The sequence below is a fragment of the Streptomyces tibetensis genome (assembly GCF_040647715.1).
GTDB lineage: Bacteria > Actinomycetota > Actinomycetes > Streptomycetales > Streptomycetaceae > Streptomyces > Streptomyces tibetensis_A.
This window is the reverse complement of the sequence record NZ_JBEZCR010000002.1, coordinates 200,477-223,979: the sequence shown is the minus strand read 5'-3', so window position 1 is coordinate 223,979 and position 23,503 is coordinate 200,477. Positions and strand designations below refer to the sequence as shown.

At 70.8% G+C, this 23,503-nt stretch carries 23 protein-coding genes, 3 tRNA genes and 2 pseudogenes; 6 read left to right on the top strand and 22 right to left on the bottom strand.

Translation table 11 applies throughout. The features are described from left to right. Window positions 1-7 precede the first annotated feature (7 nt). The 4 genes from AB0B29_RS05665 to AB0B29_RS05650 all read right to left on the bottom strand — a co-directional run bounded on the left by AB0B29_RS05665 (window position 8) and on the right by AB0B29_RS05650 (window position 1,008). The gene (locus tag AB0B29_RS05665) at window positions 8-460 is read right to left on the bottom strand and encodes a MaoC family dehydratase N-terminal domain-containing protein (RefSeq protein WP_362234429.1); all 453 of its coding nucleotides are present in this window, start codon (window positions 458-460) and stop codon (window positions 8-10) included. Between the two features lie 100 nt (window positions 461-560). Continuing rightward, window positions 561-725, bottom strand: coding sequence for a 50S ribosomal protein L33 (gene rpmG, locus AB0B29_RS05660; RefSeq protein WP_003948671.1), 165 nt, complete (start codon window positions 723-725; stop codon window positions 561-563). A gap of 90 nt (window positions 726-815) precedes the next feature. Continuing rightward, window positions 816-888, bottom strand: a tRNA-Met gene (locus tag AB0B29_RS05655). Between the two features lie 47 nt (window positions 889-935). Continuing rightward, a tRNA-Thr gene (locus AB0B29_RS05650) sits at window positions 936-1,008 on the bottom strand. 302 nt (window positions 1,009-1,310) lie between these two features. Between AB0B29_RS05650 and AB0B29_RS05645 the strand changes: the two genes are divergently transcribed. Continuing rightward, window positions 1,311-2,570 (top strand): amidohydrolase family protein, encoded by a 1,260-nt coding sequence (locus tag AB0B29_RS05645; RefSeq protein WP_362234426.1) that lies wholly within the window; start codon window positions 1,311-1,313, stop codon window positions 2,568-2,570. A gap of 116 nt (window positions 2,571-2,686) precedes the next feature. Beyond that, the gene (locus AB0B29_RS05640) at window positions 2,687-3,343 is read left to right on the top strand and encodes an NAD(P)H-binding protein (protein WP_362234423.1); all 657 of its coding nucleotides are present in this window, start codon (window positions 2,687-2,689) and stop codon (window positions 3,341-3,343) included. A gap of 251 nt (window positions 3,344-3,594) precedes the next feature. Here the strand turns inward: AB0B29_RS05640 and rox are convergent, their stop codons facing one another. The 3 genes from rox to AB0B29_RS05625 all read right to left on the bottom strand — a co-directional run bounded on the left by rox (window position 3,595) and on the right by AB0B29_RS05625 (window position 6,670). After that, window positions 3,595-5,025, bottom strand: a complete 1,431-nt coding sequence (gene rox, locus AB0B29_RS05635; protein WP_362234420.1) for a rifampin monooxygenase — start codon at window positions 5,023-5,025, stop codon at window positions 3,595-3,597. A 299-nt stretch (window positions 5,026-5,324) separates the two neighbouring features. After that, window positions 5,325-6,152 carry a hypothetical protein gene (locus AB0B29_RS05630; protein WP_362234418.1) on the bottom strand — a complete coding sequence of 276 codons (828 nt, stop codon included), beginning with the start codon at window positions 6,150-6,152 and terminating at the stop codon, window positions 5,325-5,327. Between the two features lie 140 nt (window positions 6,153-6,292). Next, window positions 6,293-6,670 carry a MerR family transcriptional regulator gene (locus AB0B29_RS05625; protein ID WP_362234415.1) on the bottom strand — a complete coding sequence of 126 codons (378 nt, stop codon included), beginning with the start codon at window positions 6,668-6,670 and terminating at the stop codon, window positions 6,293-6,295. Window positions 6,671-6,723: 53 nt separating this feature from the next. Here AB0B29_RS05625 and AB0B29_RS05620 point away from each other — a divergent pair. Beyond that, window positions 6,724-7,104, top strand: a pseudogene (locus tag AB0B29_RS05620) (SDR family NAD(P)-dependent oxidoreductase); the annotation flags it as partial. A 48-nt stretch (window positions 7,105-7,152) separates the two neighbouring features. Here the strand turns inward: AB0B29_RS05620 and AB0B29_RS05615 are convergent. Next, window positions 7,153-7,278: pseudogene (locus AB0B29_RS05615) on the bottom strand (IS701 family transposase); the annotation flags it as partial. A gap of 276 nt (window positions 7,279-7,554) precedes the next feature. Beyond that, window positions 7,555-7,636, bottom strand: a tRNA-Tyr gene (locus AB0B29_RS05610). Between the two features lie 220 nt (window positions 7,637-7,856). On the opposite strand from AB0B29_RS05610, the gene AB0B29_RS05605 reads away from it, so the two are divergent. Further along, complete coding sequence (locus AB0B29_RS05605; RefSeq protein ID WP_031108414.1) at window positions 7,857-8,345, top strand: YajQ family cyclic di-GMP-binding protein; 489 nt, start codon at window positions 7,857-7,859, stop codon at window positions 8,343-8,345. Window positions 8,346-8,452: 107 nt separating this feature from the next. Here the strand turns inward: AB0B29_RS05605 and AB0B29_RS05600 are convergent, their stop codons facing one another. Continuing rightward, entirely contained in the window at window positions 8,453-8,719 is a 267-nt protein-coding gene (locus AB0B29_RS05600; protein ID WP_010049225.1) for a GlsB/YeaQ/YmgE family stress response membrane protein, read from the bottom strand. A 194-nt stretch (window positions 8,720-8,913) separates the two neighbouring features. Between AB0B29_RS05600 and AB0B29_RS05595 the strand changes: the two genes are divergently transcribed. Next, entirely contained in the window at window positions 8,914-10,176 is a 1,263-nt protein-coding gene (locus AB0B29_RS05595; RefSeq protein WP_362234412.1) for an APC family permease, read from the top strand. Window positions 10,177-10,324: 148 nt separating this feature from the next. On the opposite strand, the gene AB0B29_RS05590 is transcribed toward AB0B29_RS05595, so the two are convergent. The 12 genes from AB0B29_RS05590 to AB0B29_RS05535 all read right to left on the bottom strand — a co-directional run bounded on the left by AB0B29_RS05590 (window position 10,325) and on the right by AB0B29_RS05535 (window position 22,054). After that, window positions 10,325-10,717 (bottom strand): YccF domain-containing protein, encoded by a 393-nt coding sequence (locus tag AB0B29_RS05590; RefSeq protein WP_362234410.1) that lies wholly within the window; start codon window positions 10,715-10,717, stop codon window positions 10,325-10,327. Further along, window positions 10,714-11,577 carry a zinc metalloprotease HtpX gene (htpX, locus tag AB0B29_RS05585; protein ID WP_362234407.1) on the bottom strand — a complete coding sequence of 288 codons (864 nt, stop codon included), beginning with the start codon at window positions 11,575-11,577 and terminating at the stop codon, window positions 10,714-10,716. The genes AB0B29_RS05590 and htpX overlap by 4 nt, the downstream gene beginning before the upstream one ends. A gap of 267 nt (window positions 11,578-11,844) precedes the next feature. Next, window positions 11,845-13,368 (bottom strand): NADH-quinone oxidoreductase subunit N, encoded by a 1,524-nt coding sequence (locus tag AB0B29_RS05580; protein WP_362234404.1) that lies wholly within the window; start codon window positions 13,366-13,368, stop codon window positions 11,845-11,847. Next, window positions 13,365-14,963 carry a complex I subunit 4 family protein gene (locus tag AB0B29_RS05575; RefSeq protein ID WP_362234402.1) on the bottom strand — a complete coding sequence of 533 codons (1,599 nt, stop codon included), beginning with the start codon at window positions 14,961-14,963 and terminating at the stop codon, window positions 13,365-13,367. The genes AB0B29_RS05580 and AB0B29_RS05575 overlap by 4 nt, the downstream gene beginning before the upstream one ends. Window positions 14,964-14,969: 6 nt before the next feature. Continuing rightward, the gene (locus AB0B29_RS05570) at window positions 14,970-16,964 is read right to left on the bottom strand and encodes an NADH-quinone oxidoreductase subunit 5 family protein (RefSeq protein WP_362234399.1); all 1,995 of its coding nucleotides are present in this window, start codon (window positions 16,962-16,964) and stop codon (window positions 14,970-14,972) included. Further along, entirely contained in the window at window positions 16,961-17,359 is a 399-nt protein-coding gene (gene nuoK, locus AB0B29_RS05565) for an NADH-quinone oxidoreductase subunit NuoK (protein WP_362234396.1), read from the bottom strand. The genes AB0B29_RS05570 and nuoK overlap by 4 nt, the downstream gene beginning before the upstream one ends. Then, window positions 17,359-18,039, bottom strand: coding sequence for an NADH-quinone oxidoreductase subunit J family protein (locus tag AB0B29_RS05560; protein WP_362234394.1), 681 nt, complete (start codon window positions 18,037-18,039; stop codon window positions 17,359-17,361). Before AB0B29_RS05560 ends, nuoK begins: the two co-directional genes overlap by 1 nt. Further along, window positions 18,036-18,710 (bottom strand): NuoI/complex I 23 kDa subunit family protein, encoded by a 675-nt coding sequence (locus tag AB0B29_RS05555; protein ID WP_362234391.1) that lies wholly within the window; start codon window positions 18,708-18,710, stop codon window positions 18,036-18,038. Before AB0B29_RS05555 ends, AB0B29_RS05560 begins: the two co-directional genes overlap by 4 nt. A 2-nt stretch (window positions 18,711-18,712) precedes the next feature. Beyond that, entirely contained in the window at window positions 18,713-19,681 is a 969-nt protein-coding gene (locus AB0B29_RS05550; protein WP_362234389.1) for a complex I subunit 1/NuoH family protein, read from the bottom strand. Further along, window positions 19,678-21,045 (bottom strand): NADH-quinone oxidoreductase subunit C, encoded by a 1,368-nt coding sequence (locus AB0B29_RS05545; RefSeq protein WP_362234386.1) that lies wholly within the window; start codon window positions 21,043-21,045, stop codon window positions 19,678-19,680. The genes AB0B29_RS05550 and AB0B29_RS05545 overlap by 4 nt, the downstream gene beginning before the upstream one ends. Next, window positions 21,042-21,656 carry an NADH-quinone oxidoreductase subunit B gene (locus AB0B29_RS05540; protein WP_362234383.1) on the bottom strand — a complete coding sequence of 205 codons (615 nt, stop codon included), beginning with the start codon at window positions 21,654-21,656 and terminating at the stop codon, window positions 21,042-21,044. Before AB0B29_RS05540 ends, AB0B29_RS05545 begins: the two co-directional genes overlap by 4 nt. Then, window positions 21,647-22,054: an NADH-quinone oxidoreductase subunit A gene (locus AB0B29_RS05535; RefSeq protein ID WP_104785621.1), complete on the bottom strand. Its 408-nt coding sequence runs from the start codon at window positions 22,052-22,054 to the stop codon at window positions 21,647-21,649. Before AB0B29_RS05535 ends, AB0B29_RS05540 begins: the two co-directional genes overlap by 10 nt. Before the next feature lie 224 nt (window positions 22,055-22,278). Between AB0B29_RS05535 and AB0B29_RS05530 the strand changes: the two genes are divergently transcribed. Continuing rightward, complete coding sequence (locus tag AB0B29_RS05530; protein WP_362234381.1) at window positions 22,279-23,493, top strand: sensor histidine kinase; 1,215 nt, start codon at window positions 22,279-22,281, stop codon at window positions 23,491-23,493. Window positions 23,494-23,503 lie beyond the last annotated feature (10 nt).

Sequence of the window (23,503 nt, the reverse complement as noted above, 5' to 3'; positions counted from 1 at the left end):
GTGTCGCTCACGCCTCCTCGGCCGCGCGGGCCACGAGCTTGGTCCAGGCGGTCACCACGTGCTCGCCGGCCTCGTCGTGCACCTCACCGCGGATGTCCACGATGTCGTTGCCCGCGAGGGACTTGATCGCCTCGATGGTGGAGGTGACCGTGAGCCGGTCGCCGGCGCGGACCGGGCGGCGGTAGGCGAACTTCTGGTCGCCGTGCACGACGCGGCTGTAGTCCAGGCCGAGCTGGGGGTCCTGGACGACCTGGCCGGCGGCCTTGAAGGTGATCGCGAAGACGAAGGTCGGCGGGGCGATCACGTCCGGGTGACCGAGTGCCTTGGCGGCCTCCGCGTCCGTGTACGCCGGGTTGTCGTCCCCGACCGCCTCGGCGAACTCACGGATCTTCTCCCGGCCCACCTCGTAGGGCGCGGTGGGCGGGTACGTCCGTCCCACGAAGGACTGGTCGAGCGCCATGGCTCGGTACCTCCTGGTAGCTCTACTGTCCGGTACGGGTACCTCAACGACGCGAGGCCGTCCCCGATCACTCGGGAACGGCCTCGCGTACGAGCCTGATTTATCGCGTTTCGCGGTGCGCGGTGTGCGCGTTGCAACGCGGGCAGTGCTTCTTCATCTCAAGACGGTCCGGGTTGTTACGCCGGTTCTTCTTGGTGATGTAGTTCCGCTCCTTGCACTCCACGCAGGCCAGCGTGATCTTCGGGCGGACGTCGGTGGCAGCCACGTGAGTGCTCCTAAGACGAACGGATGGACTGATTCAACGCAAGAAAGAGTAGCCGATCGAAGGACCGACCCCGCAATCGGCTACTGTCAGTAGCGGTGACCGGACTTGAACCGGTGACACAGCGATTATGAGCCGCTTGCTCTACCGACTGAGCTACACCGCTTTGATGTGGTCCGGACCCCGTCTTGCGACGGGAGCCAGTCACACCAGAGCCCCAAAACGGAATCGAACCGTTGACCTTCTCCTTACCATGGAGACGCTCTGCCGACTGAGCTATTGGGGCGAGCGATGAAGACATTACACGCTCGGCCGCCGTTCGCCCAAATCCGTTTCGAGGCACCCGTCCCCGGCGCTCGGACCGTCCTCCCGGCAGCCACGTGGACGCCTCCCGCCCCATGAGCGGACCTCGCAGCGAACCATGAGCGGACCATGGACGGGCCACTGGGCACGCGGGCGGACCACCGGCAGACCACGCCGGTACGACTATTGCGCTCCTCCCCGCCAGGGGCCTGAGGCCGCCCTAGGCTCGTCTCACTCTGCGTGATCACGCGTCCTCCCGTGCGCGACCCGAGCCCCTGGAGTGCGATGCCCGACAGCCGGCCGCAGCCACCACCGCCCCCGTCGTCCTCGCCGGGTCCGGCCGACCCGTCGTCGCTGTTGCTGTGCGGGGCGCGGCTCACCGACGGTCGGACCGTGGACGTGCGGCTGTGCGGCGGGCGCATCGAGGCGGTCGGCACGGCCGGCAGCCTGGGAACGGGTGGCACGCGCGCGTGCGGGGCGCGTGTGGACCTCACCGGCTATCTGCTGCTGCCGGCCCCGGCCGAGCCGCACGCCCACGCCGACACGGCCCTGTCCGCCGACACCGCAGGACCGGTCTCGTACGAGCCGCAGGACGTGCAGCGCCGGGCGACGGAGGCCGCGCTGCTCCAGCTCGGGCACGGGGCGACGGCGCTGCGGGCGCACGTACGCGTGGGGGACGTCCAGGGCCTCGGCGCGCTGACGGCCGTCCTGCAGGCGCGGCGGGCACTGCGGGGGCTCGCGGAGCTGACGACGGTGGCGATGCCCCGGGTGCTGACCGGGGTGGCCGGCGCGGACGGGCTGGCGATGCTGCGGGACGCGGTGAAGATGGGCGCCTCGGTGGTGGGCGGCCGACCGGACCTCGACCCTGATCCGGCGGGCTACGTGGAGGCCGTCCTGGAGATGGCCTCCGAACACGGCTGTCCCGTCGACCTGCACACGGACGCCGGGGACCCGGCCCGGCTGGCCCGGCTCGCCGCGATGGCGGGCGGGCTGCGCCCCGGGGTGACCCTCAGCCCGTGCGGCGACCTCGGCCGGCTGCCCTCCGAGGTGGCCTCGCGGACGGCCGACCAGCTCGCGGCGGCCGGAGTGGCCGTGGCGTGCCTGCCGCAGGGCGGTTGCGGCGGTGTCGACCGGCGCGGGGCGGCTCCGGTACGGCTGCTGCGCGCGGCCGGGGTACGGGTGGCCGCCGGGAGCGGGGCGCTGCGGGACGTGTCCAACCCGGTGGGGCGCGGCGACCCCCTGGAGGCGGCCTTCCTGCTGGCCTCGCGCTACGGATTGCCGCCCGAGGAGGCGTACGACGCGGTGAGCTCCTCGGCGCGGGCGGTGCTGGGGCTGCCGGAGGTGCGGGTGGAGGCGGGTTTCCCGGCCGAGCTGCTCGCGGTGCGCGGGGAACGGCTCGCGGGGGTGCTGTCCCTGGCGTACAGCCGGATCGTCGTGCACCAGGGGCGCGTGGTGGCGCGGACCAGCGCGGTGCGCGAGTACTGCAGTTCGGCGGCCTCGGTCGAGCTGGGCTTGCCGCGGCAGGGGCGGGGCGAGGTGTCGTAGGGCTGGGGCGCGAGCGGGCGGCCCCGGCCCGGGGTGGGACGAAGTGCCGTAGGTCTCGGCGGGGCGCGGCTCAAGTCGTGCGGCGGAGGGTGCTGTCGAGGCGTACGGTCGAAGGCATGCGCATTGTCATCGCTGGTGGTCATGGTCAGATCGCGTTGCGGCTGGAGCGGCTGCTCGCCGCGCGCGGGGACGAAGTAGCGGGGATCATCCGGAAAGCCGAACAGGCCGACGAGCTGCGGGAGGTCGGTGCCGAACCGGTCGTGCTCGACCTGGAGTCGGCGTCCGTCGACGAGGTCGCGGAGCGACTCAGGGGCGCCGACGCCGCGGTCTTCGCGGCGGGCGCGGGGCCCGGCAGCGGGGCGGCCCGCAAGGACACGGTGGACAAGGCCGCGGCGGTCCTCTTCGCGGACGCGGCGGTGAGGGCGGGCGTGCGGCGCTTCGTGGTCGTGTCGTCCATGGGCGCCGACCCGGGTCACCAGGGTGACGAGATCTTCGACGTGTATCTGCGGGCCAAGGGCGAGGCGGACGCGTACGTGCGCGGCCAGGACGCCCTGGACTGGACGATCCTGCGCCCCGGCCAGCTCACCGACGACGCCGGCACCGGCCTCGTACGGCTGGAGGCGCGCACGGGCCGCGGTCCGATCCCGCGCGACGACGTGGCCGCCGTGCTGGCGGAGCTGGTGGACACCTCGGCGACGGCCGGGCTCACGCTGGAGCTGATCAGCGGGCCGGTGCCGGTGTCCGTGGCGGTCAAGTCGGTGGCCGGGAACTGACATGCGCGGTCGGCGGCTCTTCGGGTCCTAGAACAGGGGCAGTTGGCCGGGGAAGTCCGGGACCGTGTAGCCGTCCAGGGACGGCTGCTCCGGGCCGGGTCGGGCCTGTCGGGCCGGATGCTGCTGATCAGTCTCGTGATGCTGGTGGCCGGCTCGGCCGGGGCGTGTTGGGGCGTGCCGGGGCCCGCTGGTGGGGGATGGGGCGCCCGGCCCGCCGGCACGTCCCACCCCACCGGCCGCACGAAGCCACTTCAGCCGGTTGCCGGTCCGAACCACCTGGGCAGCCGGTCGAGCAGGTCCTGCTGGTCGTCGCCGACCCATGCCACGTGTCCGTCCGGTCGCAGCAGCACCGCGGGCACGTCGAGTTCCTCGCTGACGTCGACGACGTGTCCGACCCGGTCCGACCAGCCCGCCACCGACAGCCTGCCGCCGGTCTGGTCGAGCAGCAGTCCGCGGCCGTCCCGCATCCGCTCGTAGAGGCGGCCCCGCTGCAACCTCACGTCCCGCAGCCTCCGGCCGAGCAGTTCGTGGCCCTCGCCGCAGTCGTAGCGGACGGCGATCGCGGTGACCTTCTCGATCAGGAGCCGGTTCACCTCCTCGAAGTCCATCAGCTCCGCCAGGAGCCGGCGCACGGCCTGCGGACCCGGCTCGGGCGCCAGCAAGTGCATCTGCGCGCGGGTGTTGTCCAGCACTGCGGCGGCCACCGGATGGCGTTCGGTGTGGTAGCTGTCCAGCAGCCCTTCCGGTGCCCAGCCGCGCAGTTCGGCGGCCAGCTTCCAGCCGAGGTTGAAGGCGTCCTGGAGGCCGAGGTTGAGCCCCTGCCCACCGGTCGGCGGGTGAACGTGTGCCGCGTCCCCGGCCAGCAGGACCCGGCCCGTGCGGTAGCGCTCGGCCTGCCGAGTGGCGTCGCCGAAGCGGGAGAGCCAGCGCGGGGAGTGCACACCGAGGTCGGTGCCGGCGAACTTGTGCAGCTGCTGCCTGAACTCCTCGAAGGTCGGCGGGACCGTGCGGTCCTCGGCCACGCCCTCGGCGGGCACGATGACGCGGTGGACCTTGCCTCTGATCGGCATGGCGCCGAACCGGAAGTGGGTCTTGCGGACTTCGGCCATCACGGTGGCCAGTTCGTCCGGCGACGCTGCCACCTCCATCTCGCCCATCAGCGTCTCGACCCTGGAAGGCTCGCCGGGAAACCCGACGCCGAGCAGCTTGCGCACGGTGCTGCGACCGCCGTCGCACCCGACGAGGTAGTGGGAGCGCAGCCGTGTGCCATCGGCCAGTTCGGCGGTGACACCCTCGTCGTCCTGGCTGAGCCCGACCAGTTCGCAGCCGCGCCGGACCTCGGCGCCGAGCTCGGCCGCGCGCTCCGCCAGCAGGCGGTCGGTGACGGGCTGCGGGATGCCGAGGACGTACCCGTGCACGGTGTCCAGCCGGTCTGGTGCCGGCTTGGCGATACCGGCGAAGAAGCCGCCGAGCGGATGCTTGCTGCCCTCGGCGAGGAAGCGCTCCAACAGCCCGCGTTGGTCGAGCACCTCGATGCTGCGCACATGCAGGCCGAGCGCGCGAACGTACGGGGCCGGCTCTGCCTCCTTCTCCAGCACGAGCACCCGCACGCCGTGCAGCCGCAGTTCCCCGGCCAGCATCATTCCGGTCGGACCGCCGCCGGCGATCAGCACATCGATCAAGGCAGACCCCAATTTTCGCCCGTTTCTGACTTCAGGCCGAAAATTGTGCGGCACCACAGGGGCCTTGCCGCAAGGCCCCCCATGCGCTATACGTTGAGAGTGGCAGGGAGCAGATGACTCCTTGCCTTTCTCATGTGCGGCGGCGCCTCTCTCTTCCTTCTACACAACGGCAGGTCACAGGCCTTCATTCAGGCCGCTGCGCAGGGCCGTTGATGTCAGGAATGTTGATTCGGGAAATCGTTGCTTGAACCGGGCCGGAAAAGGGTGAACCCGAAATCCCGACCCGGTTGCCGAGAGCGTCAGCGCACGTCGACGTAGTCGGCCGCGCTGGTGGCCACGCCGGTCGTGGAGTTGCCGTAGTACACCCAGCGGAAGGACCCGTCGGCGGAGGCGGTGACGGTGGTCTTCAGTCCCCCGGTGCTGCTGGTGGTGGCCTTCTTGAGCGTCTTGTAGCTGTCGGCGCCCTTGGCGCGGAACTGGAGGCTGACCGTACGGCCGCTGTAGGCGTCGTACTTCTTCGTGCTCCAGTTCGCCCGGGTCAGCTTGCCCGTGACGGTGATGGTCTTGCCCTTGGTGACCGGCTCCGGGGAGGCGTTGGTGGTGGCCTTGGCCGCGCGCTTCAGTTGGGCGGTCGCGGACCGCGTCTCCAGTTCCCCGGTCTTGAGGCCGCCGTCGGCCTTCCACAACTTCAGCGAGACGCCGACCTTCCAGGTCGTGGCGTCGCTGTTGGAGTCGACGTGTTCCTGGCTCGGGTGCGGGTCGATGTAGAGCTCGCCCTCGCAGCGCGCGTGCTTGGAGTCGATCTCGTAGCAGGTGTAGCCGCCCGGCTGGATGAAGTTCTCTCCCGAGTCGGCCGCCGTCTTGATGCTGCCGCGGTAGAGGAAGGGGTACGCGTCGTAGCGGGAGGGGTCTGCGGTGCTGTACCCGGCGGGCAGTGCGATGGTGAAGCTGATGGGCGGCTCCACCACCTTCGACGTGCCGACGACGATCGGCTTGCCGTTGTTGATGACGATGTCCGACACGGTGATGCCGGTGTCCGCCGCCTGAGCCGCCGGTGCGTTCAGCACCGAGATTCCCAGCGCCCCCACGAGCGTGGCCACCGCGACGGTTCGTCTGCCTGTTCTCATTACACCTCTTCAGAAGGGTGCCGTTACGAAAGGCGGCAGCCTACCTGACGCGTTCATGCTCTCCGGCCTGGTCCCCTTCGCGGTCCATCCGTTGGCTCTGTTCGCTCTCCATCGCTGGTGCGACGTCCGACCGACCGCGCCTACGGGTGCGTGTCCGTGATCGCGATGACCTCGTCGAGGCGGTCCAGGGCAGCCTGCAAGTCGTCGACCTTGGCCTGGATGCGGTCCCGCTCGGCGCGCAGCATGGCTCGTTGCTCCGCGTCGGTGTGCCCAAAGTCCCAGCACGGAAGGAGTTCCGTGATCCTTCGGCTGGTCAGGCCGGCGGCGAACATCTGCTGGAAGAAGCGGACCAGGGTGACGGCATCCTGCCGGTAGAGGCGCTGGCCGGATGGGCTGCGCTCGGCGATGAGCAGCCCCTGCTCCTCGTAGTAGCGCACGGCGCGTACCGAGACGCCGGCACCCCGCGCCACCTCGCCGATACGGATCAGCCGCTCGCCCACGGCCTCCGTGACGGTCATGGCGATTCCTCTCCCCCGGCCCTGATGATCAGCACTTGCCTCTGACGTTGGCGTCAGGTTTTAGCGGGGGCGCGATCGTCAACGTCCTCTCCGCCATGTCGTGGTTCGGGGGCAAGGGCGCCAATGCCTACCACCTGACCAAGGCCGCCGCCTGGGCCATGACCAACGGAGTCCGCCTGGAACTCGCCGAGCAGGGCACACTCGTGACAGCGGTGCACCTCGGCCTGGCCGACACCGACATGGCCGCGGGCTGGCCCGTGGCCAAGATCGCGCCGTCGGACCTGGCCGACGCGGCGCTCGACGGTGTCGAGGCGAACTCCGCCGAGGTCCTCGCCGACCCGTGGAGTCGGGACGTCAAGTCCCGGCTGCCGCTGGCGCCGGAAGAGTTCAACGCCGCGATGGACCGCGCCCTGGCGGCGCTGACGGCGGCATGAGGGGCCCTCGGGGCGCCCTGCCTTCGGTCCGTTGCTTCTGAGCTCAGTCATCGCGAGGGTCACCCGGCGCAGCCAGGCGGCGTGGCGGCGGGCCTGGTGCTCATCCAGGCCGGCGAGGCCCTTGCCGGCCTGGAAGGTGTCCTTGATCTTCCAGCGGGTTCCGGCGACGCGGAGCCAGGGCGGCGGAGCCAGGGCGGGCGGCACTACCGGGCTCCGGGGTCCACGCGATGCGGCCCCGCGGGAGTGGAACGAGCCGGAGTGATCATGCTCACTCCTGGGGGACGCCTGGGGGGACACGCACTGATCAACGGGGTCTGCGCGGGTGGGATACGGGCGGTACGAGGTGAGACACGTCCACCCCCCGCTCACTGTGGATCGAACGCCGAGGAGCAACGAAAAACCCCCTCTGACCAGGCCTAATAACCTGATCAGAGGGGGTTCTCCCCAGTGTGGCGGCGCCAGGATTCGAACCTGGGAAGGCGAAGCCGGCAGATTTACAGTCTGCTCCCTTTGGCCGCTCGGGCACACCGCCGGGGTTGCTGCCCTTCGAGCCGCTCTTCCGCGGCGCTCCGTGGCAACGACGTAAACAATACCTGATGCCGAGGGGTGCTTCGCCACCCGATTGATCTGCGCTCGGAAGGCCTGGGGTGGCTAGGCTTGTCCGGATGCGGCCCGGGACCTGAACGGGCCCTGCGGCCGCCCCCACACGCCGGTACGCACGATACGCACCCCGATACAAGGAGCCACAGGACATGGCCGACTCCAGTTTCGACATCGTCTCGAAGGTCGAGCGGCAGGAGGTCGACAACGCACTCAACCAGGCCGCCAAGGAGATCTCGCAGCGCTACGACTTCAAGGGCGTGGGTGCCTCGATCTCGTGGTCCGGTGAGCAGATCCTCATGGAGGCGAACTCCGAGGACCGGGTGAAGGCCATCCTCGACGTCTTCCAGTCCAAGCTGATCAAGCGGGGCATCTCGCTGAAGGCTCTGGAGGCGGGCGAGCCCCAGCTCTCCGGCAAGGAGTACAAGATCTTCTCGTCGATCAAGGAGGGCATCTCCCAGGAGAACGCGAAGAAGGTCGCGAAGACCATCCGCGACGAGGGCCCCAAGGGCGTGAAGGCGCAGGTGCAGGGCGAGGAGCTGCGGGTCAGCTCCAAGAACCGTGACGATCTGCAGGCCGTCATCGCCCTGTTGAAGGGCAAGGACTTCGACTTCGCCCTGCAGTTCGTGAACTACCGGTAGGTCGGGTCCTCCGGCCCCGCGTTCGCACGGGCATCAGAAGGGTGGGCACCGCCGGTGCCCACCCTTCTCGTCTGCCGGCTCGCGTCGGCGGCACCTCGGCGGGTCCGTCAGTCGCGCGAGTTGCCGAACAGGAGGCGGTAGGCGATCAGGAGGACGAGCGATCCGCCGATCGCCGCGGCCCAGGTCGCACCGTCGTAGAAGTCCTTGGTGATCGGGTGGTCCATCCAGCGGGCCGAGATCCAGCCACCGATGAACGCGCCCGCGATGCCGATCAGGGTCGTGCCGATGAGACCGCCCGGGTCGCGCCCCGGCAGCAGGAACTTCGCGATGGCGCCGGCCAACAGTCCCAGGATGATCCAGCTGATGATGGTCATGCCGTGAACCTGCCCTTTCACGCTGTGCCCGCACGGTCCCGGCCGTGTGATCCTGCTTTCGGCAGGCAGGGGCCTGTGCGTCGTACGTCGGGCGTCCCGCGCGCGGCCTCCTCGCCCCGCACGTTCACGCCGTCTTGGTGGGGAGGACGCTCCGGCCACGCCCGTCGGTTGCACTGATCAGTAGGGTGCGACGCATGACAGCCACGGGCCCTGAACTGCGCCGCACCCTCGGCGTGGGCGATGCCGTCGTCATCGGACTCGGCTCGATGGTGGGAGCGGGGATCTTCGCCGCGCTCGCGCCGGCCGCGCACGCCGCCGGCTCCGGGCTGCTCCTCGGGCTGGCCGTCGCCGCTGTGGTCGCGTACTGCAACGCCATGTCGTCGGCTCGCCTCGCCGCCCTGTATCCGGCCTCGGGCGGTACGTATGTGTACGGGCGGGAGCGGCTCGGGGAGTTCTGGGGGTATCTGGCGGGCTGGTCCTTCGTCGTCGGGAAGACGGCCTCCTGTGCGGCGATGGCCCTCACGGTGGGCACGTACGTCTGGCCGGAACAGGCGCACGCGGTGGCCGTCGCGGCCGTGGTGGCGCTGACCGCGGTGAACTACGGCGGCGTCCAGAAATCCGCCTGGCTCACGCGGGTGATCGTGGCTCTCGTGGTGTCGGTCCTTTCCTGTGTGGTGGTCGTGTGTCTGGCATCCGGTGAGGCCGAGGCAGGGCGGCTGGACATCGGGGCCTCGGGTGGGGCGGACGGCGTGCTGCAGGCGGCCGGTCTGCTGTTCTTCGCCTTCGCGGGGTACGCCCGGATCGCGACCCTCGGCGAGGAGGTGCGGGATCCTGCGCGCACTATTCCGCGCGCGATCCCGCTGGCGCTGGGCATCGCCCTGGTGGTCTACCTGTGTGTCGCGGTGGCTGTCCTTTCGGTACTGGGGCCGGGTGGTCTCGGGGCCACGACGGCGCCACTGGCCGATGCGGTACGGGCGGCCGGGGCGCCCGGGCTCGTGCCGGTGGTGCGGGTCGGTGCCGCCGTGGCCTCACTGGGTTCGCTGCTGGCACTGATCCTGGGGGTGTCGCGGACGACGCTTGCGATGGCACGGGACCGGTACCTGCCGAGGGCGCTTGCCTCCGTGCATCCGCGGTTCCAGGTGCCGCACCGGGCGGAGCTGGCCGTGGGTGCGGTGGTCGCGGTCCTGGCCGCCACGGTGGACGTCCGGGGCGCGATCGGGTTCTCCTCCTTCGGTGTGCTGGCGTACTACGCCGTGGCCAACGCGTCGGCCTGGACCCTGTCTTCGGCGCCTTCGGCAAGGGTGGTGCCGGCGGTGGGACTGGCCGGGTGTGTGGTGCTGGCGTTCTCGCTGCCGGGGGTGTCGGCGGTCGTGGGCGCGGGGGTGCTGGTCGTGGGAGTGGTTGTGTACGCGCTGCGGCGACGGAGGCAGGCAGGGACCGGGGCGGGGGAACGGTAGGACCGGCCTCCACGACCGTCGGTCGTCACTCGGGTCGGCAACTGCTCGATCGGGGTCATGAATTCATCATGCAGGCCGCCGCTGACGGTCGGGCGGGCCTGTGGACAACCCCGGGCCTGTGGACAACGGAGGGCCGGCGCCTCCGGCGTCAGCGCACCGCGAACGGCTCGTTCGTCCGCACGATGTCGCGGCCGAGCGGGAGCAAGGAGACCGGGATGAGTTTGAAGTTGGCGACGCCCAGCGGGATACCGATGATCGTGACGCACAGGGCGATACCGGTGGCGATGTGGCCCAGGGCGAGCCACCAGCCCGCGAGCACCAGCCACAGCACGTTGCCCACGCAGGACGGGGCGCCCGCGTCACGGCGCTCGACCGTCGTGTACCCGAAGGGCCACAGGGCGTAGACGCCGATGCGGAAGGCCGCGATGCCGAACGGGATGCCGATGACGGTGATGCAGAGCAGCAGGCCCGCGAGCATGTAGGCGAGGAACAACCAGAAGCCGCTCAGGACGAGCCATATGACGTTGAGTATGGTCCTCACTGGTTCCCACCTGCCATCTTCTCGAGCCGGGCGATGCGTTCCGCCATCGGCGGGTGCGTGGAGAACATCTTCGAGAGGCCCTGACCGGGCCGGAACGGGTTCGCGATCATCATGTGACTGGCGGTCTCGATGCGCGGCTCGGGCGGCAGCGGGAGTTGCTTCGTGCCGAGTTCGAGCTTGCGCAGGGCGCTGGCCAGGGCGAGCGGGTCGCCGGTGAGTTGAGCGCCGGAGGCGTCCGCCTGGTATTCCCGTGAACGGCTGATGGCCAGTTGGATGAGCGAGGCGGCGAGGGGGCCGAGGAGCATGATCAGCAGCATGCCGAGCAGGCCGGGGCCGTCGTCGTCGTCCGAGCGTCCGACGGGGATCAGCCAGGCGAAGTTGACCAGGAACATGATGACGGAGGCGAGGGCGCCGGCGACCGACGAGATGAGGATGTCGCGGTTGTAGACGTGGCTGAGCTCGTGGCCGATGACGCCGCGCAGCTCGCGCTCGTCCAGCAGACGCAGGATGCCGTCGGTGCAGCACACCGCGGCGTTGCGTGGATTGCGGCCCGTGGCGAAGGCGTTGGGTGCCTCCGTCGGGGAGATGTACAGGCGCGGCATGGGCTGGCGGGCCTGAGTGGAGAGCTCACGGACCATCCGGTAGAGCGCCGGAGCCTCGAACTCGCTCACCGGGCGGGCGCGCATCGCACGCAGGGCCAGTTTGTCGCTGTTCCAGTACGCGTACGCGTTGGTGGCCAGCGCTACCAGGACGGCGATGACGAGCCCCATGCGGCCGAAGAAGCTGCCGATGACGATGATGAGTGCGGACAGTCCTCCCAGGAGTATCGCTGTCCTGAGCCCGTTGTGCCGGCGGTGCACGGTACGCCCTCCAAGTCGTGCGGCAGGGGGACCCTCGCTTGCTGAATCTGCGGTGCCACTGGTGCCGCGTTCTCACGTCCAGTGGACCCTCCCGTACTGGTCAACGCCAGGCGTGAGGCGCAAGTTCCCTGGTGCGTGCGGCAGCGACTGTGGACCGTCCGGGTGACGGTGCCGGCAAGCGGCACGCGCGCGTGGGGGCGAGTGCCCCGCACGCGCGCGGTGTAAGCGGCCGTCTTGCCGGTGGGGCCGCTGTACAGGGAACGAGGTTCAGAAGAGCCCGGTGTCGGTGAAGCGCAGGACCAGCTGGGGTGCGCCGGACAGGGCGATGCCGAGGGCGCCGGTCAGGGCGATCGCGGCGGTGACCGGTCCGGGGACACGATGCTTCTCGGGTTCGCCCTCGGGGGCGCGGAACAGCAGGGCCGTCCACTGGAGGTAGTAGTACAGCGCGATGACGACGTTGACGGCCATGACCACGGCCAGCCAGCCGAGGCCGGCGTCGACGGCCGCCGAGAAGACGGTGACCTTGGCGAAAAGCCCGATGATGCCCGGCGGCAGTCCTGCGAGGCAGAGCAGGAAGAACGCCAGGAGCAGCGCGGACAGCGGGCTGGAGGCGTACAGGCCGCGGTAGTCGGCGATTCGGTTGAGGACCTTCGTGCGGCCTACGAGCGCGGCCACCGCGAAGGCGCCGAGGTTCACGGCGCCGTACATCAGGGCGTAGGCGACGGTGGAGCCGATCGACTTCTCGGCGTCCCCGGAGTACGCGGCGGCGGCGATCGGCACCAGGAGGTAGCCGGCCTGGCCGACGGAGGACCAGGCGAGCAGGCGTACCGCGCTGTACGCGCGCGTGGCCTGCTGGCGCAGCGCTCCGGCGTTGCCCACGGTCATGGTGAGCGCGGCCAGGGCCGCCAGGGCCGGGCCCCATACGTCGGCGTACGACGGGAGGGCCACGACCGTGACGAGGATGAGACCGCTGAAGCCGACCGCCTTGCCGATGACCGACAGGTAGGCCGCGATCGGCAGGGGTGCCCCCACGTAGGTGTCGGGCACCCAGAAGTGGAACGGCACGGCGGCCGTCTTGAAGGCGAAGCCGACGAGGGTGAGGACGACGCCGGTCTGGGCGAGGGTGTGGAACTGCCCGTCGACGTGTGCGATGCGGTCGGCGACCTGGGTGAGGTAGAGGGTGCCGGTGGTGGCGTAGACGAAGCTGATGCCCATCAGGCTGACCGCGGTCGCGGTGACCGAGGACAGGAAGAATTTCAGGGCCGCCTCGGAGGACTTCCGGTCGCCGTACTTGAGGCCGACCAGTGCGAACGCGGGCAGGGAGGCGACCTCAAGGGCGACGATCAGGGTTGCGAGGTCGCGGGAGGCGGGCAGGAGGGCGGCGCCGGCCGCTGAGGACAGCAGGAGGAACCAGTACTCGCCTTCGGGGAGGTTCTTGCGGGCGTCCTTCAGGGCTGTGACCGACAGGAGGGCGGCGAGGAGGGCGCCACCGAGGACCAGCAACTGGATGACCAGTGTGAAGCGGTCGGCGGTGTAGCTGCACACGGTGGCGTCGCCGGTCAGGCAGAAGGTGCTGCGGTCGCCGTCCAGGAGGGGCAGCAGCATCAGCGTGGCAGCGGCCAGCCCCGTCACGGATGCCCAGCCGAGCAGGGCCTTGCGCTGTTCGGCGACGAACAGGTCGGCCACCAGGACGCCGAGTGCGACGATCGCCGCGATGGTGGGCGGGGCGATCGCGAGCCAGTCGACGGACTGGACCAGCGACGCCGCCAGGGTCTGGGCCGGGGAGCTCATCGGGTGCCTCCTGCGAGGAGCTGCTGTACGGCCGGGTCGCTCAGGCCGAGGAGGGCTTTGGGCCACAGGCCCGCGACGACGGTGAGGGCCACGAGTGGGGTCCATGCCGCGAACTCGTAGGAACGGACGTCGGGGAGCGTCGGGGCGTCCTGGGGCAGGGCGCCCATGCAGACGCGGCGGACCACGATCAGCAGGTACGCGGCCGTCAGCAGCGTGCCGAACGCGCCGATCGCCATGAAGGTGAGGAAGGCCGGGCGGCTGAGGCCGGCGGCGGGCTGGAAGGCGCCGAACAGGGCCAGCATCTCGCCCCAGAATCCGGCCAGGCCCGGCAGACCGAGCGAGGCGACGGCGGCGAAGGCGAGCAGGCCGCCGAGGCGCGGTGCCTTGCCGTAGAGAGCGGCCCCGGTCTCCTCGGCGAGGGTGTCGAGGTCGGTGGTGCCGGTGCGGTCCTTCAGTGCGCCGACCAGGAAGAAGAGCAGGCCGGTGATGAGGCCGTGGGCGATGTTGGCGAACAGGGCGCCGTTCACGCCGGTGGGGGTCATCGTGGCGATGCCCAGCAGGACGAATCCCATGTGGCCGACGGAGGAGTAGGCGATGAGGCGCTTGAGGTCGCCCTTCGCGCCCTGCTTTGCGAGGGCCAGGCAGGCCAGTGATCCGTAGATGATCCCGACGACGGCCAGGGCGGCGAGGTAGGGCGCGAAGGTGCGGAACCCGTCGGGCGCGATGGGGAGCAGGATCCGGACGAACCCGTACGTACCCATCTTCAGCAGTACGCCGGCGAGGAGGACCGAGCCGACGGTGGGCGCGGCGGTGTGGGCGTCGGGCAGCCAGCTGTGCAGCGGCCACATCGGCGTCTTCACCGCGAGCCCGATCCCGATCGCCAGAACGGCGATGAGCTGCACGGATGTGCTCAGCGACCGGCCGTTGTCAGTGGCGAGTGCCACCATGTCGAACGTGCCCGCCTTGATTCCGATCAGGAGCAGGCCGAGCAGCATGACCACGGACCCGAGCAGGGTGTAGAGGATGAAGCGCCAGGCGGCCTGGCTTCGTCCCTCGCCGCCCCAGCGGGCAATGAGGAAGTACATCGGGATGAGGACCGTCTCGAAGGCGAGGAAGAACAGCACCAGGTCGAGGACGGCGAAGGTCGCGAGCGTGCCGGCTTCGAGGACGAGCAGCAGGGCGACGAAGGCCTTCGGGTTCGGGCCTTCGGCCCGCGGCGTCATCCGCTGATGCTGCTGCTTGAAGTACGAGTAGAGCGCGCAGAGGAAGGTCAGGAGCGCGGTCAGGACCAGCAGGGGGAGGGAGATGCCGTCGATGCCGAGGTGGATGCGCACGTCGAGTGCGGGGATCCAGCTGATGTCCGTCGTGGCCTGCATCCTCGAGGGATGGTCGTGGTCGAAGCCGAGCGCGAGGACGATCGCGGCGATGAGGATCACGCCGGTCACGGTCACGCCGTGCCGGAGCACGGCCTGCTCGGGTGACTTCCCCTTCAGTCCGGGCGGGGCGGGCAGGAGAGCCGCGACGGCGCCCAGGAGCGGGCCGACGACGACGAACGCCAGAAGGAACTGCATCACGGACTCGTTGATATCGATCACGCCTGCTCACGCTCCCGTGGCGACGAGGACGGCGGCGACCGCGAGGACGACGGTGCCGGCGAGCAGCGCGCTCACATAGGTCTGGACGTTGCCGGTCTGGGCACGCCGTACGGCGGCGCCGAGCCAGCGGGGCAGCGCACCCGCACCGCGGACATAGGTTTCGACGACCTCGCGGTCGAGGAAGCTGACGAGGCGCGCCCCGGCCTGGACCGGACGGACGAAGAGGGCCGTGTACACGGCGTCCAGGTGGAATCCGGCGGCCGCGTGGCGGTGCAGCGGACCGAGCAGCAGCCGGCCCGGGTCGGCGGGGTCCGGGGCGTAGGCGATGTCGCCGTAGGCCGGCTTGTGGGTGGCGATGGCTTCGGCCTCGACCTGGGCGGCGTCGCCCTCGGGGTGGGCCGCGACGGCGCCCAGCGGGACACGGGCCGCGAGGGCGGTGGTGTGGCGCCAGGCGGCGTAGGTGACGATGCCGCCGACGAGGGCCAAGCCCGTGCCGAGGACGGAGGTGGTCAGGGTCGGGCCGAGGTCGCGGCCGTCGAACCAGTCGGGCAGCAGGCGGAACGTAAACCCGCCGAGGGCCAGGGAGGGGATGGCCAGCACCCACAGCACGACGGTCATCGTCAGCGGCTGCCGGCCGTGGTCGGGGGCTTCGACGCCCCGGCCCCGGAAGGCCAGCAGCCACAGGCGCGTCGCGTAGGCGGCGGTGAGCACGGCCGTGAGCAGACCTGCGACGAGGACGAGCCAGCCCGCGGCGGCGGGGGCGTGCTCGGTGTGCCCGGTGACGACGTGCTCGGCGACGCCGAGCACGGCCTCCTTGGAGAAGAAGCCGCTGAAGGGCGGGATCGCGGCGAGCGCGAGCAGCGCCACGGTCATCGTCCAGTAGGCGTCGGGGATGCGGTCGCGCAGGTTCCGCATACGGGACATGGCGGCGAGCGAGTTGGTGCCGGCGGCGTGGATGATCACGCCGGCCGCGAGGAACAGCAGCGCCTTGAAGGCACCGTGGGACAGGAGGTGGAAGACGGCGGCACCGCGGTCGCCGACGGCGAGGGCGCCGGTCATGTAGCCGAGCTGGCCGATCGTCGAGTAGGCGAGGACGCGCTTGACGTCGTCCTGGGCGAGTGCGGCCAGCGCCGAGCCGGTCATCGTGACGGCGGCCATGACGGCGAGGACGACCATCGCGGCCTGGGATGCCTCGAAGACCGGGAGGAGACGGGCGATGAAGTAGACACCGGCGGCGACCATCGTCGCGGCGTGGATCAGGGCGGAGACGGGGGTCGGGCCCGCCATCGCGTCGGGGAGCCAGGTGTGCAGCGGGAACTGCGCCGACTTGCCCGCCACGCCCGCGAGGAGCAGCAGGGCGATCAGCGTCGGATGGTCGAGTCCGCCGCTCGCGACGGTGCCGAGAATGCGGGTGATGCGGAACGAGCCCGCGTCGGTGGCCAGGGCGAACAGGCCGATGAGGAAGGGGACGTCGCCGAGCTTGGTGACCAGGAATGCCTTGAGGGAGGCGGCGCGGGCCTCGGGGGTCTCCCAGTAGTGGCCGACGAGGAAGTAGGAGCAGATGCCCATGACCTCCCAGCCGACCAGCAGCACGATCAGGTCGCCGGAGTAGACGACCAGGAACATCGCGGAGGTGAACAGCGAGACGAGGGCGGCGTAGGAGGGGTAGCGCGGGTCCTCGCGCAGGTAGCCCGTCGAGTAGATCTGCACGCAGGAGGCGACCAGGCCGACCAGGACGGCGACGAGGGCGGCGAAGCCGTCGATGTGCAGGGCGAGCTCGATGGGGACCGAGCCGGTGGGGGTGAGTTCCGTCGCCGAGTCGACGGCCGCTCCGCCGCCCTGGCGTCCGGCGACCAGCGCGGCGAGCACCAGGGAGGTGAGCGTCGGCAGGACGGCGAGGGGACGGACGAAGCCGGGTGCCGTGCGGCCGAGCAGCAGACCGGCGGCGGCACCGAGGAACGGAAGGAGGGGGACGAGGGCGGCGAGGGTGGTCGTGGTCACGCGGTGGCCTCAGCCTTCTGGGCCTCGTCGGACTGCTCGGCCGGGTGGGCGTCGTGGTCGGGGTCGTCGGGGTCGTGCCGTTCGGAGGTGTCGCGGAGCTTGTCGACGTCCGAGGTGCCGCGGTTGCGGTGGACGGCGAGGACGATGGCCAGCCCGATGCCGATCTCGGCGGCGGCGATGGCGATGGTGAACAAGGTCAGGGCCTGACCGGAGTGCAGGGTCTCCTCGGCGGCCCTGCTGAGCCAGACGTCGAAGGCGACCAGGTTGAGGTTGACGGCGTTGAGCATGAGCTCGACCGACATCAGGACCAGGATCGCGTTGCGGCGGGCGAGGACGCCGTACAGGCCGGTGCAGAAAAGGAGGACGGAGAGGACGGCGGGATAGGCGAGGTGCATCAGCGGGCACCTTCCTGCTCGGAACTTTCCGAACTCTCCGTAACGGTCCGGGAACTCTTCGTGGTGCCCGGGGCGTTCACAGGGGGAGAGCTCGACTCCGCCTTCGCCTTGCGGGACAGGACGATGGCGCCGACCAGGGCGGCGAGGAGGAGGACGGAGAGGGCCTCGAAGGGGAGCACCCAGTTCTGGAAGAGACTCGCGCCGGTGGCCTCGGTGGAGCCGGCGGCGGGACCGTCCAGGTCGATCCAGGTCGTGCGGAAGGCATCGACGACGACCCAGACCAGGGCGGCGGCAGCGGCGACGGCCACGGCGAGGGCGGCCCAGCGGTTGCCGGAGTCGGCGTCCGGGGAGCGGCCGATGGGGGCTCTGGTGAGCATCAGACCGAACAGGAGGAGGACGACGACGGAACCGACATAGATGAGGACCTGCACCCAGGCGATGAACTCGGCGGTGAGCAGGAGGTACTCGACGGCGAGGCCGCCGAGGGTGACCACCAGCCACAGGGCGGCGTGCACCAGCTGCCTGGTGGTGACGGTGACGAGGGCTGCGCCGAAGGTCACCAGGCCGACGAGGAGGAAGGCGATCTCGACGCCGGTCGGAGAGAGGAAGCCGTGCGTTTCCGCGGCGGCCCCGGAGGTCGGGCCGGTCGCAAGGAGGGCGGTGGTTGCGGTGAGGGTCATTCCGAACCCTCCTGCCGCGGCTTCGGCTGGTCGGTCTGCTGCTTGGAGTCGCCCTGGGGCCGGGTGGGCTGTTCGGCGGCGCGGGCCTGCTCGTCGGCGTGGGGTTCGGCGGCCGGCGGGGCCTGCTGGGCGGCCAGTTTGTCGGCGGCCTTGCGGGCGGCGCCGAGTTCCTTCGGTTCCTCCGCGCCGGGGTCGAGGGCCGGCGGGGCCGGGACGGTCCACATCCACTCGCGGAGCTTGTCGCGCTCGTGGGTGAGGTCGCGGATGTCGGTCTCGGCGTACTCGAACTCCGGGGACCAGAACAGGGCGTCGAAAGGACAGACCTCGATGCAGATACCGCAGTACATGCACAGGGAGAAGTCGATGGCGAAGCGGTCGAGGACGTTGCGGCTGCGCTCGCGGCCGCCCGGGGCCGCCGGCGGGACCGTCTCCTTGTGGGAGTCGATGTAGATACACCAGTCCGGGCACTCGCGGGCGCAGAGCATGCAGACCGTGCAGTTCTCCTCGAACAGGCCGATCACACCGCGGGTGCGGGGCGGGAGGTCGGGCTGGGCATCGGGGTACTGCGCGGTGACGGACTTCTTCGTCATCGTGCGGAGGGTGACGGCCAGGCCCTTGGCGAGGCCACTGCCGGGGATGCGGGGCCGGGAGGGCGGGGGAGACGCAGCCATGGTTACTGGATCACCACCTTGACGATGCCGGTGAGGGCGATCTGGGCGAGGGAGAGGGGGACGAGGAGGGTCCAGGCGAGCTTCTGAAGCTGGTCCTCGCGCAGACGCGGGTAGGTGACCCGCAGCCAGATCACGAGGAAGGCGAGGACGGCGGTCTTCAGCAGGGTCCAGACCCAGCCGAGGCCGTCGGCGCCCCAGGGGCCGTGCCAGCCGCCCAGGAAGAGGACGGTGGTCAGGCCGCACAGGACGACGATTCCGGCGTACTCGGCGAGGAGGAAGAGAGCGAAACGGAGGCCGGTGTACTCGGTGTAGGCACCGAAGATGATCTCCGAGTCGGCGACGGGCATGTCGAAGGGCGGCCGCTGGAGTTCGGCGAGGCCGGCCACGAAGAACACGATCGCGCCGACGATCTGCCACGGCAGCCACCACCACTCGAAGGCGTCGAGGATGCCGGGGAGGGAGACGGTACCGGCCGCCATCGCCACCGAGGCGGCGGTCAGGAGCATCGGCAGTTCGTAGGCGAGGAGTTGGGCAGCGGTGCGCAGGCCGCCGAGGAGGGAGAACTTGTTCGCGGACGCCCAGCCGGCCATGAGCGAGCCGAGGACGCCGACGCCCATGACGGCCAGGACGAAGAAGACGCCCGCGTCGATGACCTGACCGACGGCCCCCTCGCCCGGGCCGATGGGGATGGCCAGCAGGACGAGGAGGTAGGGCAGGAGGGCGACGGCAGGGGCCAGTTGGAAGATGCGGCGGTCGGCGCCCGCGGGGACGACGTCCTCCTTCTGCGCGAACTTCACGCCGTCGGCGATCAGCTGGGCCCAGCCGTGGAAGCCGCCGGCGTACATGGGGCCGAGGCGGCCCTGCATGTGGGCCATGACCTTGTGTTCGGTCTGGCCGACGATCAGGGGGAAGGTGAGGAAGACGACGAATACGACCAGGAGTCGCAGGGCGACGTCGAGCACGTCGTTCACTGCGGGCCTCCTGCGGAATCCTCGGGCTTCTCGGCGTTCTCGGGGTTCTCGGGGTTCTTGGACTGCTCGGGCTTTCCGGGGTTTGCGTGGTGTTCGCGGTTCTCCGGGCTGTCCGGGTTGTCCGGGCCGTCCGTGCGCTTCGCGGTGTCGTCAGAGGGGGTCGGCTGGGTCGCCGGGCCCGGGGTGTCGCTGGTCTGAGGGGAGTCCGGCGGCCCGGAGGGCTGCGGACCGCCTGCAGACTCCGGCGCAGGCAACTGCGCTGCCTCGGGAGACGGTTCGGGGGCCGGTTCGTCGAAGGCGGGACGGGCGTGGTGCCAGGGGGCGTCCGAGCTGCGCGGGGAGCTCGACGATGCGGGGTCGGGCGCCGGGGCTGCGGGGTCGGGCGTCGGGGATGCGGGGTCGGGTGTCGACGTCGGCCGGTCGGGCTGCTGACTCGCCGATCCCTGCGTCGCCGAGCGGTTTCGCCGCGGTTGCGAGGAAGGCCGGGCAGCCGACTCGTCGGGCGCCGACTGGCCGGCCGAGCCCTCAGCGGCCGTACGCGCCCGACGCGGAGGTGCCTCCGAACGCGCTGCACCAGCGCCCTGGCCCCGCCCACCGGCAGCCGAAACCTCCGCCCCGGCAGCCGAAGCCTCCGCCCCGGCGGCCGGAGTCTGCGCGGCCGCGGCGGACTGGCTCGCCGACCCTTCCGACACCGAGCGAGTGCGTCGTACGGGGCGTTCTCCGGCTGGGCGGGCGGCGCCTCGGGCCGGGCGTTCGCCGGCCGCGCGGCCTGCGCCTCGGGGGGGAGCCGGCGGGAGCTGACCCTTGAGGGGGCCCCATTCATTGGGGTCGGGGACGCCGGGTGGGAGCATCTGGCGGCGCTTGGGGCCGCCGTGTTCCGACTCGCCCGGCTCCTTCGCTCCGGGCCATGCCTTGGCGACGCGGGCGGCCAGGACGAAGTCCTTGCGCAGGGGGTGGCCTTCGAAGTTCTCGGGGAGGAGGAGGTGGTCCAGTGCCGGGTGGCCTTCGAAGGTGACGCCGAACATCTCGTACGTCTCGCGCTCGTGCCAGGCGGCGCCCGCGTAGACGCCGACCGCCGAGGGCAGGGTGGGGGCCTCGTGCGGGACCGTCGTACGCAGCAGGAGGCGTCGTACGGGAGTAAGCGCGGCGATGTGGGCCGTGACGCGGAAGCCCGTGCCCGGTTCGTCGACGGCGCTCAGCCAGTCGAAGTAGGTGCAGCCGAGCCGGTCGCGGGCGGTCTCCAGGGCGGTGATCCAGGCTGCCGGGGGGACGTCGACCGTCAGGACCTCGTAGGACTCCTCGGCCGTGGCGTCCTGGCCGAAGAGCTCCTCGGCGGTGGCGGGCAGCCAGCCGACGGCGGTCATCGCCCCTCCCCCGGGGTCGTCTCCGGAGCGGGCGGCCGCACCAGTCCGCTCTGCAGGGCCGCGGCCGAGGGACGAGCGGCAGCGCTGCCGTACCGCTCCCCCAGCGACTCGCGGGCGATCTTCTCCTGGAGCTTGAGGATGCCCTGGAGCAGTGCCTCGGGGCGGGGCGGGCAGCCGGGGACGTAGACGTCGACGGGGATGATCTGGTCGACGCCCTTGGTGACGGAGTACGAGTCCCAGTAGGGGCCGCCGCAGTTGCTGCACGCGCCGAAGGAGATGACGTACTTCGGTTCCGGCATCTGCTCGTAGAGGCGCTTCACGGCGGGGGCCATCTTGTCCGTGACCGTGCCGGAGACGACCATCAGGTCGGCCTGGCGGGGGCCCGGGGCGAAGGGGATGACGCCGAGGCGGATGAAGTCGTGGCGGGCCATCGACGCGGCGATGAACTCGATCGCGCAGCAGGCGAGGCCGAAGTTGAAGACCCAGAGCGAATAGCGGCGGCCCCAGTTGAGGACGACCTTCATCGGCTCGGGGGCGAGGCGGGCCAGGGCGCCCAGCCGCTTGGGCTCGGGCAGCGAAACAGGCTCGGACACCGAGGGGTTCACGTCCATGCCAGGACGCCCTTCTTGTAGGCGTAGAGCAGGCCGACCGCCAGGAAGCCGAGGAAGATGAACATCTCGGCCAGGGTCGTCGCGCCGTAGCCGGGGGCGGCGAAGACGGTCGCCCAGGGGAACAGGAAGATCGAGTCGACGGCGAAGATCACGTAGAGGAAGGCGTAGACGTAGTAGCGGACCTGGGTGTGGGCCCAGCCCTCGCCGACCGGGTCGACGCCGCACTCGTACGTCAGGAGCTTCTCGGGAGTGGGGACCACGGGCCGCAGCAGGCGGCCGGCCCCGAAGGCGACGGCGACGAACAGCACACCGATCACGGCGAGCAGGCCGACGACCGAGTAGGACTGGAAGTAGTCCGCCGCGACGACGGTCGTGGTGACGACGGTCGGTTCCGGCACGTCCGTCCCTCGCTCCCTCAGAATTCGGACCTGGATCCTTCGACGATGCCGCGGCTCCGGGGGATGCCGCCGTTCGACGATCTGTACGCACGGGAGTCTAGGCCCTGATAAGGGCAGGGTAAGCAGCCCGTCACCCCGGGGCCCACAGGGGTGGGGTTTTCCTCAGTGCATCCTGGCGGTCCACCTCATGGCGCGGCCGTCCGCCGCCGGGCACGCTAACGCCTATGACCCCACACATCCCGTCCCCGAGCACGACGGCGGCCCGGCCAGGCGCCGGACCGGACGACCGTCCGCCGCCGGCCCGGCTCGCCTATGACCGGCACACCTGGAAAGAGATCGCGCACCTGCTGTCGAACCTTCCGGTCGCGCTGTTCGGCTTCACCTATGTCGTGACGATGCTGTCCGTCGGTTTCGGGATGACCGTCACGGTGGTCGGGTTCCCGCTGCTCGCGGCCGGACTCATGGGCGCGCGGGTGCTGGGCAGGCTGGAGCGGGCGCGGGCCCGGGTGCTGCTCGGGGTGCGGATCGAGGAGCCGAGCCGGCTGCGACTGCGGCTGCGCGGCGAGGGCGGCCTCTTCCATCGGTTGTGGCTGCAGTTGAAGGACCCGGTGGGATGGCGCACAATCCTGTACGAGTTCATCCGGCTGCCCTGGGGCGTGCTCACCTTCGGCGTCACGTTGGTCTCGCTGTTCGTGCTGTGGCCGGTGCTGCCCTTCATCGCGCGGGGGCTGACCAACGCCGACCGGGCCATGGTGCGGGCGCTGCTGTCGCCCTCCGACGAGCTGGAGCGGCGGATCGCCGAGCTGGAGTCGGACCGGGGGGTCGTGGTGGACACGGCCGCGGCCGATCTGCGGCGCATCGAACGGGATCTGCACGACGGGGCACAGGCCCGGCTGGTCAATCTGGCGATGGGGCTCGGCCTGGCGAAGGAGAAGGTGCTGGAGGATCCGGACGCGGCGGCGGCGATGGTCGAGGAGGCGCACGGCGAGGTGAAGCTGGCGCTGCAGGAGCTGCGGGACCTGGCACGCGGCATCCACCCGGCGGTCCTGACCGACCGCGGTCTGGACGCGGCCCTGTCCTCGGTTGCCTCGCGCTGCACGGTCCCGGTGAAGGTGACGGTCGATCTGCCGGAGCGGCCGGCCGCGGCCATCGAGGGCATCGCCTACTTCACCGTGTCGGAGCTGCTGCAGAACGTCAGCAAGCACAGCGGGGCGAAGTCGGCCTCGGTGGATGTGTGGCGGACCGAGACCCGGCTGCTCATTCAGGTGTGGGACGACGGGGGTGGCGGCGCGAGCCTCGACGGCGGTACGGGGATGAAGGGCCTGGCGGAGCGGCTGGACGCCGTCGACGGGCTGTTCGTCCTGGAGTCGCCCGAGGGCGGCCCGACGACGGTCACGGCGGAACTGCCGTGGCGTGACCGGTCCGCGGCCCTGGGGTAGGGAAAACCCC